Here is a 13,344-nt window from a genome sequence, read left to right as displayed (position 1 = left end):
TACGCGCTTCGGTGACGCGGGGTGGAGCAGTCCGGTAGCTCGTCAGGCTCATAACCTGAAGGTCGCAGGTTCAAATCCTGCCCCCGCAACCAAAACCCTGAAACACCCAAACACAGCCGCTCGGGCAGCGCAGACGGATCGCGTTGATTGAAGATGGGGCGAGGGGAGGGCTTACTGCCTTCCCGGTAATCCTATTGCCTACTGGCGAGGATCAGTTTGGCGCAAGGCCCCGGCCGTACTGATGACACTCCCGTTATCCGTGACGCCTAAGCGCTAGCAAGGGACTCCCCGGCTGCAAGGATTGTCGTTCCTGCATATAAAGCGCGGCAATTGTACCGGTGCCGGGGCTCTCCAAAGGGCATTCCATCTTCATCGTCTCGATTACGGCGATGATATCACCGGTCTCCACAATATCTCCTGGAGCCACCATCAGCTTCCAGACGCTGCCTCCGAACGGGGCCTCGATCAGATCGGCTCCTTCAGGCACTTCGATCGTTTCGTTGTCGATAGAACCCGCGTCGTTGCCTTCGGTCAGGTTCGTGATCCGGTCGAATTCCCCGGACCGTTCCCAGTGGGTGCGTTCTTCGTCGAAAGCGGCCTGACGTTGCGCTTCGAAAGACGTAATCGATGCGGCGTTCTCGGCAAGAAAGGCTCTATAATCGGCCAGGCGGAACTCGGACTCTTCCACATGAATGGAGCGGCGGCCGTTGGGGAAATCCCTTCGCCACTCGGCCAACTCTTCAGCGCTCACTTTGAAGAAGCGGATCTGGTCAAAGAAGCGTAGCAGCCAAGGCTTCCCATCGACAAAGGCATCGGTCTGACGGTGCGTGTTCCACACCTGGATGGTGCGTCCGAACAGCTGATATCCGCCGGGGCCTTCCATTCCATAGATGCACATATAAGCGCCGCCGATGCCAACGACATTTTGGGGAGTCCATGTGCGCGCCGGATTGTACTTGGTGGTGACGAGCCGATGTCGGGGATCGACTGGCGTAGCTACCGGGGCACCGAGATAAACGTCTCCCAGGCCAAGTACGAGATAGCTTGCATCGAAGATCAGCTTTTCTACCGCGTCTGCATCGGGCAGGCCGTTAATGCGCCGAATGAATTCGATATTGTCAGGGCACCATGGCGCATCGTCGCGCACTGCGCCCATATATTTTTCGATCGTTTCGATTGTGGCGGGATCGCGCCAACTCAGCGGCAAGTGGACAATGCGGGAGGGTGCCGAGAAATCTTCCAGATCGCCCAAGGCTTCTTCCGCCTGCATGAGTGCTGCCAGTGCACCGCGCTGGTTCAACACCCGTCCATCAAAGTGCAGCTGAAGTGAGCGAATACCGGGCACGATGTCAATTACGCCAGGCAGCTTCATTCGCTCCAGCTCAGCCATCAATGCATGAACGCGAATACGAAGTTCGATATCGAGGACGATCGGCCCATATTCGACCAGGATGTTACGGTCACCCTGTTGGCGATAGACAGTGCGCGGCCGTGCATCTTGAGCGGGTATGTCGGCGAGGATAGCGGATAGCGTCGCTATATCACGGGCGGCGATGTCTCCGGCCGGAAATTCTGGTGGCGCGAGATCGGCTGCTGCGGCGTCTTCGACTGTTACGGGGATAAATCGCAGGCGGTCATCGGGTGAAAGTTGTCCGATTTTCCAGCGATCCGCAGCGATCACCGTAAACGGGCAGACGAATCCGCCCAGGGAGGGGCCGTCGGGCCCCAGGATGATGGGCATGTCACCGGTGAAATCCACGGCGCCGACCGCATAGGGATTATCGTGAATGTTGGAGGGATGTAGCCCCGCTTCCCCGCCATCCTTTCGCGCCCATTCAGGCTTCGGCCCGATCAGGCGAACGCCCGTGCGATTGCTGTTGTAGTGTACCTGCCATTCAGCAGATAGGATGGAGGTAATATCGCTTTCGGTGAAGAACTCGGGTGCGCCGTGCGGACCATAGAGGACGCGCAAAATCCAGGTTTCGCCGAAAGCCGGTGCGGGTGTCGGCAAAACAGGCGTTACCGCATCTACTGCGCCAAGGTGTAGCGTGTCGCCGGCAAGTAGCCTCCGCGCGGCGTGACCGCCGAACTGACCCAATTCAAAGGTGCTGCGGCTATCGAGATAGGGGGCAATGTCCAACCCGCCGGCAACGAGGATATAGCCGCGTATCCCCCCGCCTGTCGCCCTTCCAAGGGTGAGTGCCTGCCCAGCGGCTATGTCGATCGCGACGCCGCGTTCAATCGACACGCCATCCAGAGTGGCGCCGAAATCGGCACCGGTTATACAGATGCGTGCGGGGGCATTGAACATCAGGGTCGGCCCGCTGGCCGTGACTTCGAGGCCCGCCGTGCCTTCAGGATTGCCAAGAACGCGGTTCCCGATCCGGAAGGAACGATCATCCATCGGGCCGGATGGCGGAACGCCAATGGCCCAAAGACCCTGTCGTCCCGGCCAGTCCTGCACGGTGGTGGCCGTGCCGCCGCTGATCACGCGAATGCTTCGGGGATTATAGGAGACAACTTCGAGCAGGCGGGTAGAAACTTCACCACTCGCGAATTTATCGTTGCGGACCACGTTCCGCAGCCAGCGCAGATTGGTCTCAATGCCGTCGACACGGCTTTCGTCGAGAGCGGCCTGCATTGCAGATATGGCTGCGTCACGCGAAGAGGCGTGGACGATTAGCTTCGCCAACATCGGATCATACCAGGCGCTGACGGTGCTGCCTGCCATGCACCAGCTTTCCGCGCGAATATTCGGTGGGAAGTGGACGGCGGTAAGGGTGCCGACCGTCGGGCGATAGTCGAGCGCAGGATCTTCGGCATAAAGGCGAACCTGCACCGAATGGCCCCGAGGCGTTGGAGGCTCGCTATCGAGGAAGTCAAAATCCCCCGCTGCGCCGCGGATCATCCATTCGACCAGATCAACGCCCATTACCTCTTCGGTGACGCCATGTTCGACCTGCAGGCGGGTGTTCATTTCGAGGAAGAAGAATTCCTGGCGGTCGGCATCAAACAGGAATTCGACTGTCCCCGCGGAGCGATAGTGCGCAGCCTCACCCAATCGGACGGCCGCATCGATCAGTTCGCCTCGCTTGGCATCAGACAGCAGCGGCGCAGGGGCCTCTTCCACCACTTTCTGGTTGCGGCGCTGTAGTGAACAGTCTCGCTCGCCGAGAGGCATGACGCGGCCTTCGCCGTCGCCGAAAATCTGTACTTCAATGTGTCGCGCGCGGCCGATGTAGCGTTCCAGAAATACACCGGCATCGCCGAAATTTCCTTCGCCCAAACGCGCAACGGCGGCAAAACCCTCGCGCACCGCGGCTTCATTTTCGCAAATGCGCATGCCGATCCCGCCGCCGCCTGCCGTCGCCTTCAGGACGACGGGGAAGCCGATTTCGCAAGCAGCTTGAGCCGCTTCCTCCTCATCCGTCAGCAGGCCGGTCCCGGGCGCCAACGGCACGCCATGCGCGGCCGCGAGGGCGCGGGCGCTGTGCTTCAGGCCGAAGGTTCGGATATTTTCTGAAGTGGGACCGATAAATACGATCCCGGCAGCAGCGCAGGCTTCCGCGAAATCGGTGTTCTCAGCCAGGAAGCCGTAGCCGGGATGAATCGCACCCGCGCCAGTGTCCTTCGCCGCCTTGAGGATTGCGGCAATGTTGAGATAGCTCTCCGCCGCGGGGGCAGGGCCGATGCAGGCCGCAACATCCGCCTGCGAGACGTGAAGCGAACCGACATCCGCCTCTGAATAGACTGCTACCGAGCGCAGACCCATGCGGCGCAGCGTGCGGATGATCCGGGTAGCGATAGCACCCCGGTTTGCGACCAGTACTGTATCGAAAGTCATGCCGTAACGATCATCCGAACGGGCGTGGGGTTGAAGGCGTTGCAGGGATTGTTGATCTGCGGGCAGTTGGAAACGACGACGATAACATCCATTTCCGCACGCAGATCGACCGTGAGGCCGGGCGCGGAGATGCCGTCGACGATACCCAATGCACCGTCTTCCTCGACCGGTACGTTCATGAAGAAATTGATGTTCGAAACCATGTCGCGCTTGCCGCGACCTTCCAGCAGGTTGGCCTCGAGAAAATTCTCCACACAGGCATGTTGAGATTTTGTGTGATGGCCATAGCGCAGGGTATTGGATTCACAGGAGCAGGCGCCGCCGATCGTATCGTGATATTCGACGGAAGTGCCCACAATGGTCATCATGGGGCGTCCTTCATTCGATCGCAGGACAGTGCCCGCTTTCAGGAACAAATTGCCCTGCGAGGCTACGGTATCCTGTGCGCTGTAGCGTTCGGCATCGTCCGCAGCGGCATATAGCAGAAAGTCGACCGCCTGGTTGCCTTCGAGATCAACGATGCGGAGGGTCTGGCCGGCCGCGACATGGTGGAGCCACGGGGCTCGTGCAGGGACAATCTCGTCGTGAACGACAGTGCCGGAAAGGCCTGCGAGGTCCGGATCGGTGGTCATTTCGGCCTGTGTTCCCTTCCTAGCGGCGGAAATAGTCTTCGACGTTCAGAAAGGCGCGCAAGCCTTCCGGCGTTGCCATGCGGACAGGATCGTCAACCGGCGTGATGGGGCCGCGCCAGGCCGTCGCTCGCAGTGGAGTGACGGACCATTCCTCCCGCGGATCGAGTACGTGTGGGCAGTTGGCGATGACGGCGATGACATCCATCTCCGCGCGCAGGATCATCGAGCGGCCTGCCTCGAAGGGGCCCACCAGCGGCGTGATGGTACCATCCGCCTCGATCTTCGTGCCCTTGAACAGGTTGACGCAAGGATGGACATCGCGACGCTGCAGTCCGTGCTTGGCCGAACCGAGCAGCAGGCGATCACGGCCGTTGGGATAAGCGCCGCTGTTGCGGCCTTCTCCATATTTGGCCTGATTGGTCGCGGCGTTTGACGTTCCACAAAACGTATCATGGGTGCCGGCTTTGTCCGCCAGGATACTCATCAGCACGCGACCCATGTCGGACAGCAGCAGCTTGCTTGCGCCCAGATAGGCGTTCCATTGCACCTTCACCGTGTCGGCAACGTTCAGCCGTTCCGTCGGCATTTCGGCATTGTAGATCAGCATCGATGCGCAGGCATCGCCCTCAAGATCGATCAGCCGCAGGCGCGTGCCGCGGGCCAGTCTGCGGGTGGCATAACCACCCGCAGCGATCGTCTCTTCCCACACAAGATCATCCGCCGAAACTTCGGCCGGAAGATCACTCGCGACGGGGGGGATTACCGGCATGGTATCCACCACGGTGCCGGCCATTGCGCGCGCATGGTCGCGCGCGGCCATTGGATCGGCAAGAATGGCATTCATGCAGCGGCTTCCTTCTCCACGGCACCCTTGCTGCCAGAGGCATCGTCCAGCCCGTCCAGCTCATGCAGAGGCGGAAGCAGGGCAGTGGTGGTGACCAGCTGCAACTGATGCACTCCACGAATGCCGCGCAGAGAGTCGCACAGGGCCTTCAGGCGCGTGGCCGGACCTTGCACCAGTAAGACTTCGAGCGACTGGTCATCCTCCAGGAAGACATGCTGCGAAGAGATTATTTCCTTCAGGTAATCCACCTGCGTTTCCGCAAGCTGTTGCCGCACACGGCCACGATTGCCGCGATAGACCAGGGTAATTGTGCCCGCGAGCATGTTCTCGGGGCGGGTCAATGCCTCGTGCTCCGCCAAGGCATGGCGGATCAATTCTGCGATTAGCTGCGAACGCGAAGGAAGCCCGCGTTCTTCAACCATCATGTCCAATTGGCGAGACAGTTCTGCCGGCAGACTCATGCTGAGTCGGGCGAGACTGGTAGGGTCCGTGCTCATCCTGCTGTACTCTCAATTATTATTAATTTTGTCAATCGTAATACTGCCGTCATCATCCTTGTCGGTGCAACCAGGCTTGGGCTTGGTCAGTTGCAGATCATACACCGCCGTAGCGCCGAAGCGATGCGGGGCGTGGGGATCGTGGCGGCGTTTATCCAGTGTCAGTACGCGTGTTCCCAGTGAGAAAGCCTCCTTGATGTCGTGAGTGACCATGACGACGGTGAGCGAATAGTCGCGCCATAGCCGGGTGATTAACGCATGCATGTCCGCTCTGATCCCCGGGTCGAGAGCGCCGAAGGGCTCGTCGAGCAAGAGGATGCGAGGGCGCTTGACCAGGGCCTGGGCGATAGCGAGGCGTTGTTGCATGCCGCCCGACATCTCGGCCGGATACAGATGCAGGCTATCGCCGAGCCCCACGGCTGCCAGCATTTCTTCCGCTTCGGCAATTGCCGCCTGGCGCTTTTTTCCGAACAGGCGAGCAGTGAAAGGTGCTTGCGCGCATTCGAGGCCGAACACCGTATTGCCCAGTGCGGAGAGATGCGGAAACACGGAGTAGCGTTGAAACACCACGCCGCGATCCGGTCCGCATTCCGGGGTCAGGGGTTCGTCATCCAGCAGGATTGTCCCGCGAGTTGGCGTCTCCTGCCCGAGAATGACGCGCAGCAGGCTGCTCTTGCCTGCACCCGATGGCCCGATGATCGAGACGAAGGAACCCGCCGCGATATCGAGTTTCACGTCTTCGAGAACGACCTTTTCGCCATATTCGACCCAGACGTTGCGGAGGCTCAGGAGGGCGCTCAATGGCCTGCTCCGTGTGCCCAGGGGTACAGACGGCGGCTGGACCAGGTCAGAAGGAAGTCCATCGACACGGCCAGCAGGGCGATCCATGCAACATAGGGGAGAATGACGTCCATCGAGAGATAGCGCCGAACGAGGAAGATGCGATAACCCAGCCCGATGTCGGATGCGATTGCCTCGGCTGAGATCAGGAACACCCAGGCGGGGCCGAGCGAGAGACGTACTGCCTGTATCAGGCGAGGCATCGCTTGCGGCAGGGCAACGCGCAGCATCAATTGCCAGCTGCTGGCGCCAAGTGTCTGGGCCTTGGCTATCTGTTCCTTCGGCAGGGCAGCGACATGGGCAGCGATGTCCCTGATCATGAATGGCGCGATCCCGATAACGATCAGGGCCACTTTCGATGTCTCCCCCAGGCCGAAGGCGATGAACAGGATTGGCAGCAGGGCGATGGGCGGCACAACTGCGATTGCGGTCACCAGCGGCCCGAACGTCGCTCGCACCGGGGGGAGCACTCCCAGCAACAGCCCGACCAGCAATGCCGAAAGTGTGGAGATCCCGAGGCCAAGTCCCAGTCGCTGCAGACTGGCGAATGTATCTGCCCAGAACAGCAGCTTCCCGGAGAGCTGGTCAGGCTGGAACAGCAGCGCTGCCATTGCCTCTGCCATAGCCCCGGGAAGGGGCAGGATCTTGTCATTCGGATTGGCTGCGTGGCGACCCGCCGCGAGCACGAGATAGAGCAACAGCAGGGCCGCGATGGGGATCGCGCCCAATGCGATACTGTTACCACGCCGAACGCGGCGGTTCACCCAGCGCATATGTTCTGATTTCTGCTAGCTTCTACCCTTTCAAAGCTTACCATCCGCGGCCATCTGCATGAAGGTTGCATCGAAGCGCAGAGTGACATGACCCGGATCGCCCAGTGTCTTGTCGCCGGGGAAGGACATGCCGATTGCGTCGGCAGACTTGGCACCCTGGCCGAACAGCCCGTTTGCAAAGCTGAAGTCCCGCACACGGGTCATCGTGGTGATGAGAGCGGGGGAAGATGTCGCCGCCACAGCCGCCTTCGGGTCTGCGTAGAGATAGGTGGTGCTCAACTGGCTATCGAATTCCTCGGGAGTGGCGCCGGCCAGCTTCGCCATAGCCGCCCGCGCGGCCTTTCCTTCGGCATCCTGACGCTGCAGCAGCGCCATCGTCTCATACCAGATGCCGGCGAGGGCCTTGCCCAGGTTGGGATTGGCCTTGAGCGTTTCGGTATCGACGACCAGAAGGTCCAGAATCTCGCCCGGGATATCGGCGGAACTGAACACCAGCTTGGCACCCGGGGTGGCCTTCATTGCCGAAAGCTGCGGGTTCCAGGCAACCGCTGCGTTAACGTCCGGGGATGTAAAGGCACCGGCGATGTCGGCATCAGAGGTGTTGACCGTCTTCACCGCAGTCATCGGCAGGTTGATGGATTCAAGGCCGCGCGCGAGCAGATAGTGCGAGACGGAAAGCTCGACGAGGTTCACCTGCCGCCCCTTGATCGCCGCGAGATTGTCCCCGCCTTTGAGCAGGATGCCGTCATTGCCGTTGGAATAGTCGCCCACGATGATCGCGCTGGTATCCTTGCCCCCGGCGGCGGGAATGGTGAGCGCATCCATGTTGGCGACGGTCACACCATCGAACTTGCCAGCTGTGTACTGGTTCACGGATTCGACATAGTCGTTCACTTGCACGAAATTGATCTTGAGGCCGTATTTGTCGGCCCACTTCTTCACGATGCCGGATTGTTGGGCATAGGGCCAGGGCATCCAGCCCGCATAAATCGACCAGCCGATGTTGAATTCGGTCTTCGGTTCCGGTGCTTCGGTCGCAGAGGGCGAGCACGACGCAACCAGCAGGGCGCAAGCTATCAGTGCAATTCTTCCCGCGGTGCGGATTCCCTTGAGCATGATTCGACTCCTTTCGCACATGCAGCATTGCCGCAAAGCTGGGCCTTGTCTATCGGCAAATTATTACCATTGATATAGTTTGTAATATCCATATGATCATTGCCTCGCGGGCCGGATCGTCTTCCGACCGGCAGATCGCGACGTCTGGGAGGGCGTGCATCGAAGGGTTCGTTCAAGGCTGCATCCGCAGCCGTTTTGAGGGATTTCGATGCCGCAAAGCCCGACTTATAACCCCGCATTGTCCGGTAATCCCCAGTCCGCCACCGCGCGGGCATATCCCAACGGTAATCCCGATCTGGGATTTAATCCCCCGGGTGCCCGCAACACGGACAGCGCGGTGCCGCTGCACCGCAAAGGTCCTGTGGTCCACGAGTACAGCTGCGAGGGGCCCGCGGCCGGTAATCTGGCCTTTCGCTGGACATATGGCTCCAATATCGCGGCCAAAAATCGCGATCCCCGCGTGCAGGTGGTGCAATATAACGAGGACACCTTCGTCCTGCGCCAGAACGTCTGCGTGCATTGGGAAGCTCCGTTCACCTATCTTCTGTTCGGCAACAAGGGTGCCTTGCTGATCGATAGCGGGGCCACCGCGAACGCCGATCATTATCCGCTACGCAAGACAGTGGATGCGATCATCGCGCGCTGGGGGCAGGCGCGCGGACGCAGCCGGGTTCCTCTGACCGTCGCCCTGACATCTGGTGAGGACATCGCGCAGAACCAGGGGCTGGTGCAATTCGCCGGGCGGCCGGACACGGTGATTGTGCCGAAGCCGCTTGGTGCGATGAAAGGTTTCTATGGGTTGGCAGGCAGCTGGCCGGCGGGCAGGGGCACGATCGATCTGGGAGATCGCCTGATCGAGGTCATCCCTACGCCGGGAACCCACAAGGATGGGGTGACGTTCTACGATCCCTATTGCGATTTCCTCTTCACCGGCGACCTGCTGTTCCCCGGCAAGATCAATATCGGCAATGACCGCGATTTCGTCGCCTCGCTCGAAAGGCTCAAGTCCTTCGTGGCAGAGAGGCCGGTCAAATGGATATTGGGCGGCCATATCGAGATGATGTTCGTGCCGGGCAAATATTACGCGCGGTTCGCGACCTACAAACCCTATGAACGCCTGCTGGAGATGGAGCCTGCTCTGATCGACGAGGCCATCAAATATGGCCGGGAAGTCCAGGGCAAGGACATGATGCTCATCCGGCCGGATTTCGTGCTCTTCAATGGCGTCAGCCCTGATCAGCGAACGCAGGTCTGGCCCGAGGGCGTGCCCAACATCAACGCTCCGCGCCCCTTCTGACGCGCCTTTCGGGAGAAGAGAGCATCATGGATCGTCGTACTTTCCTCGCATATAATGCCCTGGCCGCAGTTCCCCTGTCAGGCGCCGGGCTGGCCTCGTTCGCCAATTCCGCCTCCGCTGCCACCGGTGGGGCGCCCATTGATTTCAAGAGCAATCTGCCCGCGCCGGGCAACTTTCCGCCGAAGTGGATTTGCGGATCGTCCTCCTGCATGGACAACACCGATCCTCCGGTGCAGGTCCATTGGTACAATCCGCACACGGCGATCCTGCGGCAGAACAAGGCCTACAGTTACGAGGCGCCCTTCGCCCCGCTCTATTTCGGCAATGATCGCGTCCTGCTGCTGGATGAAGGTTTCGTCCAGCTGCGTAACGACTGGGATCTGCGCGGGGTGGTCGATCAGTGCATCGAGGAATGGTGCCGTCGTAATGACCGTGACCCTGCCAGCCTTGAGTTGCTGGTCGCCTTCAGCCATCTGCATGCAGACCATTACGCGGCGGTCAACCAGTTCGCGGATCGGCCGAACACTCGCTATATGGGGCTGACCCATGAGGAGATGGTCGGCTTCTGGGGTATGACCAATTTCCCTGAAGAACGGGTGACGCTGGATCTGGGCGGGCGGGAAATCCTGATCTGGGGATCGCCCGGTCATGTGGTGTCCGAATTCGCCTATTACGATACCTATACCCAGATTCTCTACACCGGGGACATGTTTTATCGGGGGCGCTGCTACATCAGTTTCTGGCAGCCGTGGTTCGACAGCATGAAGCGCTTGATCGATTTTTGCGACACCCATCCGGTAACCCATGTGATGGGCTGCCACGTGGAGATCAGCAACACCGGTGAGGATTATGCCTACGGCATGACCTGGCAGCCCGATGAGGCCCCAGTGGAGATGACTGTCGCCCAACTGCGCGAAGCCTTCGAATACGCAAAGACGATCACTGAGCCGGGCATCTATTTCACGGGCACGGTATTCCTCTGCAACCAGACGCGCGGGACGACCACGATCGACAAGAACCCCTACCGTTACAGCTGAACCGCAAGAGCAGGAGCAAGCGCATGAAGAAATCCATCTGCCTGGCACTGGCATCTGCCGCGATCTGCGTTTCGGCGCCGCTCAGCGCTTCCACGCTCGTTGAGAAGGAGATCAGCGTTCCGGGGTTCGCGGACTTTTTGGCTGTCGATGGTGATACGGTGTGGGTCACCAATGCAGGACGGGTCGAGCAATGGTCCCCCTTGGGGAAACTCGCTGCCGTTGAGATGCCTCATCCCTGCGGCACGATGGCGTTGGCCTTCGGTTCGCTCTGGGTGGCGAATTGCAGGGGTGGTGAAGTGTACCGGATCGACCCTGAGACAACGGCGGTGGTGATGACCATTCCGGTGGGCCTCGGCCCGAGCGGGGAACTGAATATCGTCGCCGGCGCGGGCTATATCTGGGCTCCGAGTGAAACGGCGGGCACGATTTCGAAGATCGATCCGGCAACCAACAGCGTGGTGGCGACGATCGCAGTTGCGCCGGGCACGTCCTACCTGGCCTTCGGCTTCGGCGCCGTGTGGGCCGCCAGTGGCAGGAACCAGTCGCTCCAGCGTATCGATCCCCAGACTGGCGCGGTTATCGACACGATCACGCTGGGCAAGATGCCCGGCTTTCTGGTGGCGGGAGAGGGGGCTGTGTGGATTCAGGAGCAGGGCGACGGCACAGTCGCGCGGATCGATCCTGAAACGGCAAAGGTCACGGGACGGATCAAGGTCGGTGAGAACCTCAAATGGGGGGATATCGACACCGGCGGTGGCAAGGTGTGGCTGCGCACGACGGACGACCAGATGTTCGCGGTGATCGATCCGCAGGCGATGGAAGTGGTCGCGCGGATGGGCAAGCCCTCCGGCAGCGGGGCGCTGCGCTACACGCCGGCTGGCATCTGGACTTCAGCCCATGATCTGCACAGCCTCTCATGGTGGACCGGCTCTTCGGAAGCAGGAGAATAGGACAGTCCGCGGCCGGGGCCTGTCAACCGGGCGGGGTACCGAGTCGGGAGTTTCGGGTCCGACTTGGCGGTGATGATCCACAGTCGCTGTAGTGCAAAAACTTGCATGATCGTTTTAATTTCAGGGGATACCAAATCCGGGAAAAGTGCTGGTATTTCTTGAATTTTTCGCTGATTTTCCGACTAAATCTCCCTCGTAATTAATACTCTTGACGCATTACGTAATATCTATACCGTGTCTTCTGTCACCTGAAGAGTGGCGCCAATGACATGGGGAGAGGATCTGCAACATTGAACCGCGTGGCGGTTTGATATGGAGATTTTCTATGGACCAGCCATCGTCCAGCGCTCCTTCGCCAGCAGATCTGCAAGCCATAGAGCGCGCCGGGGATCCCATACGCACCGGGATCAAGGCTGCGCTGGTCAATCTGATCCCGCCGTTGACGCTTATCGCAGTTATCCTGTTCTGGGGCCTCGCGCCTGACGCGGTGGTCCAATATCCCTGGACGCTGGTGCTCACGGGCGTGGCGATCATGGCCTGGATTCAAGGCCTTGAAAGGTTCTTGGAGCGGCATGAAGGCTGGCGCCTGAACAAGCGCGAGTTCGCGACAGACGTTTTCTATGTCGTGCTGAGCTATACCGCGATTTCCTGGGTTTCAACGCATCTTGCGGAAGAGCCGCTGCTCTCTGTCAAGGAAGCGCTTGGCATCTCCACTCCGTGGATGACGGAACTGCCTTTCCTGGTGCAGGCTCTGATAGTCCTCTTCCTGATCGAATTCGGTCAGTACTGGATGCATCGCTGGATGCACAATTGGTACCCGCTGTGGCTCACCCATGCGCCGCACCACCACGTCACGCAGCTCAATGCGATGAAAGGCTTCGTGGGCAATCCTATCGAGCTTTTCCTGATCAGCCTCAGCGTGGTTGCGCTGTTCGATTTCAGCGAGGCTGCACTGTTCTGTGCGGTCAATATGGGCGGGGTGATTGCCGGCTTTGCGCACGCCAATGTGCGTTCCGACCCGCCTTTGGCCTATTCCTTTTTCTTCACGACGATCCGCAACCACAGCCTGCATCACACGGCGCTCAGCTATGAAGATACGCGCTGCAATTACGGAAATTCGGTGATCGTTTTCGATCGTATGTTTGGCACCTATCGCGAAGGTGAATCCGCCATCGTCGGCCAGGACGATCGCAAGCGGTTGTCGATCTACGAACAGTTCATGTTCCCGTTCCAGCCGATGATCGACACGATCAAGGCGAAGCGGGAGAAATCGGCATCTGCGCCGAACTGATTTTATGCGGACCGCAGGAGAAACATCGGATCGCAGGACTCGACAGATTTTTTAAGTCGAGCGGCAAGCAAGTCAGCCAATAAGCCGAAAAGCGGCGGCTGGCGGAGCGCAAGGTCCTAAAATCAATACCTAATTCAGCTTTGGTGCGAACCAGGGCACGGGAAGCTTTAACCCAGACTGGGGGTAAGACATGACGTATTGCGCGAAATTGCGATTGGGACTT

The 13,344-nt window shown here is 59.8% G+C and carries 11 protein-coding genes and 1 tRNA gene; 5 read left to right on the top strand and 7 right to left on the bottom strand.

Going from position 1 to position 13,344, the window contains the following annotated elements; all coding sequences use genetic code 11:
• The first annotated feature begins 15 nt into the window (after window positions 1-15).
• Window positions 16-92: transfer RNA gene (locus H0274_RS08015), tRNA-Met, on the top strand.
• 161 nt (window positions 93-253) lie between these two features.
• Here the strand turns inward: H0274_RS08015 and uca are convergent.
• From uca to H0274_RS07980, 7 genes are read right to left on the bottom strand one after another with little or no spacing between them, the layout of a single operon-like run.
• Complete coding sequence (gene uca, locus H0274_RS08010) at window positions 254-3,844, bottom strand: urea carboxylase (RefSeq protein WP_226794408.1); 3,591 nt, start codon at window positions 3,842-3,844, stop codon at window positions 254-256.
• Window positions 3,841-4,476 carry an urea amidolyase associated protein UAAP2 gene (locus tag H0274_RS08005; RefSeq protein WP_226794407.1) on the bottom strand — a complete coding sequence of 212 codons (636 nt, stop codon included), beginning with the start codon at window positions 4,474-4,476 and terminating at the stop codon, window positions 3,841-3,843. The genes uca and H0274_RS08005 overlap by 4 nt, the downstream gene beginning before the upstream one ends.
• 19 nt (window positions 4,477-4,495) lie before the next feature.
• Window positions 4,496-5,320, bottom strand: a complete 825-nt coding sequence (locus tag H0274_RS08000) for an urea amidolyase associated protein UAAP1 (protein WP_226794406.1) — start codon at window positions 5,318-5,320, stop codon at window positions 4,496-4,498.
• Window positions 5,317-5,817, bottom strand: coding sequence for a CopG family ribbon-helix-helix protein (locus tag H0274_RS07995; RefSeq protein WP_226794405.1), 501 nt, complete (start codon window positions 5,815-5,817; stop codon window positions 5,317-5,319). The genes H0274_RS08000 and H0274_RS07995 overlap by 4 nt, the downstream gene beginning before the upstream one ends.
• A 12-nt stretch (window positions 5,818-5,829) precedes the next feature.
• The gene (locus tag H0274_RS07990) at window positions 5,830-6,618 is read right to left on the bottom strand and encodes an ABC transporter ATP-binding protein (protein ID WP_226794404.1); all 789 of its coding nucleotides are present in this window, start codon (window positions 6,616-6,618) and stop codon (window positions 5,830-5,832) included.
• Window positions 6,615-7,430 (bottom strand): ABC transporter permease, encoded by an 816-nt coding sequence (locus H0274_RS07985; RefSeq protein ID WP_226794403.1) that lies wholly within the window; start codon window positions 7,428-7,430, stop codon window positions 6,615-6,617. Before H0274_RS07985 ends, H0274_RS07990 begins: the two co-directional genes overlap by 4 nt.
• A 30-nt stretch (window positions 7,431-7,460) precedes the next feature.
• The gene (locus tag H0274_RS07980; RefSeq protein WP_226794402.1) at window positions 7,461-8,546 is read right to left on the bottom strand and encodes a putative urea ABC transporter substrate-binding protein; all 1,086 of its coding nucleotides are present in this window, start codon (window positions 8,544-8,546) and stop codon (window positions 7,461-7,463) included.
• Between the two features lie 238 nt (window positions 8,547-8,784).
• Between H0274_RS07980 and H0274_RS07975 the strand changes: the two genes are divergently transcribed.
• The 4 genes from H0274_RS07975 (at window position 8,785) to H0274_RS07960 (ending at window position 13,121) form a co-directional block, all read left to right on the top strand.
• Complete coding sequence (locus tag H0274_RS07975) at window positions 8,785-9,843, top strand: MBL fold metallo-hydrolase (RefSeq protein ID WP_226794401.1); 1,059 nt, start codon at window positions 8,785-8,787, stop codon at window positions 9,841-9,843.
• Window positions 9,844-9,869: 26 nt separating this feature from the next.
• A complete protein-coding gene (locus H0274_RS07970; RefSeq protein ID WP_226794400.1) occupies window positions 9,870-10,880 on the top strand; it encodes an MBL fold metallo-hydrolase in 1,011 nt (336 codons plus the stop codon).
• A 23-nt stretch (window positions 10,881-10,903) separates the two neighbouring features.
• A complete protein-coding gene (locus H0274_RS07965) occupies window positions 10,904-11,830 on the top strand; it encodes a Vgb family protein (protein ID WP_226794399.1) in 927 nt (308 codons plus the stop codon).
• 325 nt (window positions 11,831-12,155) lie between these two features.
• Window positions 12,156-13,121: a sterol desaturase family protein gene (locus H0274_RS07960; RefSeq protein ID WP_226794398.1), complete on the top strand. Its 966-nt coding sequence runs from the start codon at window positions 12,156-12,158 to the stop codon at window positions 13,119-13,121.
• Window positions 13,122-13,344: the final 223 nt, after the last annotated feature.

Origin of the sequence: Fulverythrobacter ferritrahens (assembly GCF_020539485.1) — a bacterium.
Classification (GTDB): Bacteria; Pseudomonadota; Alphaproteobacteria; order Sphingomonadales; family Sphingomonadaceae; genus Andeanibacterium; species Andeanibacterium ferritrahens.
The sequence above is the reverse complement of the archived record's forward strand: the minus strand, read 5'-3'. Positions and strand labels throughout refer to the sequence as shown.

Coding starts and splice junctions, on each gene's coding strand:
- uca (WP_226794408.1), bottom strand. CDS start 3,844: ATGACTTTCGATACAGTACTGGTCGCAAACCGGGGTGCTATCGCTACC.
- H0274_RS08005 (WP_226794407.1), bottom strand. CDS start 4,476: ATGACCACCGATCCGGACCTCGCAGGCCTTTCCGGCACTGTCGTTCAC.
- H0274_RS08000 (WP_226794406.1), bottom strand. CDS start 5,320: ATGAATGCCATTCTTGCCGATCCAATGGCCGCGCGCGACCATGCGCGC.
- H0274_RS07995 (WP_226794405.1), bottom strand. CDS start 5,817: ATGAGCACGGACCCTACCAGTCTCGCCCGACTCAGCATGAGTCTGCCG.
- H0274_RS07985 (WP_226794403.1), bottom strand. CDS start 7,430: ATGCGCTGGGTGAACCGCCGCGTTCGGCGTGGTAACAGTATCGCATTG.
- H0274_RS07980 (WP_226794402.1), bottom strand. CDS start 8,546: ATGCTCAAGGGAATCCGCACCGCGGGAAGAATTGCACTGATAGCTTGC.
- H0274_RS07970 (WP_226794400.1), top strand. CDS start 9,870: ATGGATCGTCGTACTTTCCTCGCATATAATGCCCTGGCCGCAGTTCCC.
- H0274_RS07965 (WP_226794399.1), top strand. CDS start 10,904: ATGAAGAAATCCATCTGCCTGGCACTGGCATCTGCCGCGATCTGCGTT.
- H0274_RS07960 (WP_226794398.1), top strand. CDS start 12,156: ATGGACCAGCCATCGTCCAGCGCTCCTTCGCCAGCAGATCTGCAAGCC.